General features: G+C 61.2%; 1 protein-coding gene. It reads left to right on the top strand.

The features are described from left to right. Positions 1–118 precede the first annotated feature (118 nt). Positions 119–1,217 (top strand): IS21 family transposase (istA, locus tag AB9K37_RS10745; RefSeq protein ID WP_369838295.1); only part of this gene is annotated, 1,099 nt, incomplete at its 3' end.

Here is a 1,217-nt window from a genome sequence, read left to right on the forward strand (position 1 = left end):
CTGTGAACGGCGGAGCAATACTCGGCCACGGTAGCGACGGCATAGTGTTGTCGCGGGCGGCGTAAAAGTCGTCCACTTTTGCCCTTTCGGATTTCGGGAGGGCTTGGGGATATACACCGTGGACTTGTATTTGAAGGTGCGTCACGCTCATTTCCAGGATGGATTGAGCGGGCGTCAGATTGCCCGGGATTTTGGGATCAGCCGGGACAGTGTTGCGAAGATGTTGGCCTATTCGGAACCGCCGGGATATCGGCGGACAGCGCCGATCAGGCGCCCGAAGCTGGATGCGTTCACCAGCCAGATGGACCAATGGCTTGCTGAAGACAGGAGCCGCCCTCGCAAGCAGCGTCACACCGCCAAGCGTATTTTCGAGCGGTTGCGGGACGAGTGCGGTTTTGATGGCAGCTACACCATCGTCAAGGATTACGTTCGAGACCGGAAGCGGACCGGCAAGGAGATGTTCGTGCCGCTGAGCCATCCGCCCGGTCATGCACAGGCCGATTTTGGTGAAGCGCTTGTCGTGATCGGCGGCGTCGAGCAGAAGGCACACTTCTTTGCCCTCGATCTGCCGCACAGCGACGCATGCTACATCCGGGCCTATCCTGCGGCCAATACCGAGGCGTGGCTTGACGGCCATGTCCATGCCTTTGCGTTCTTCGGCGCGGTTCCCCAGTCGGTTCTTTATGACAATGACCGCTGTCTGGTGGCCCGGATTCTGCCGGATGGCTCCCGGCAAAGAACCCAGCGGTTCAGCGCGATGTTGTCGCATTACGTGATCCGGGACCGCTATGGCCGTCCCGGCAAGGGCAATGACAAAGGGGCCGTGGAGGGGCTGGTCGGCTACGGACGTCGCAACTTCATGGTGCCGATCCCGTCCTTTCCGGACTGGCACGCGTTCAACGCTCACCTGGAAGAGCAGTGCCGCAAGCGCCAGGGTGATGTTCTGCGTGGCCACAAGGTCAGCATCGGGGAACGGCTGAAGGCCGATCTCGCGGCGATGCGGGATTTGCCCGGCACCCCCTTTGAGGCCTGTGAGTTGCAAAGTGGCCAGGTCACATCGACATCGGTGGTGCGTTATCGCGGCAATGATTACTCGGTGCCGGTTGCCTACGGCCACCGTGCGGTCTGGATCAAGGGCTTCGTGACCCGGGTTGTCATCGGCTGCGGCGCCGAGGTGATCGCTGAGCATTCGCGCTCCTATGACACCGGCGACATGG

The sequence above is a fragment of the Donghicola sp. XS_ASV15 genome (genome assembly GCF_041224595.1).
In the GTDB taxonomy this organism is placed as follows: Bacteria; Pseudomonadota; Alphaproteobacteria; order Rhodobacterales; family Rhodobacteraceae; genus Donghicola.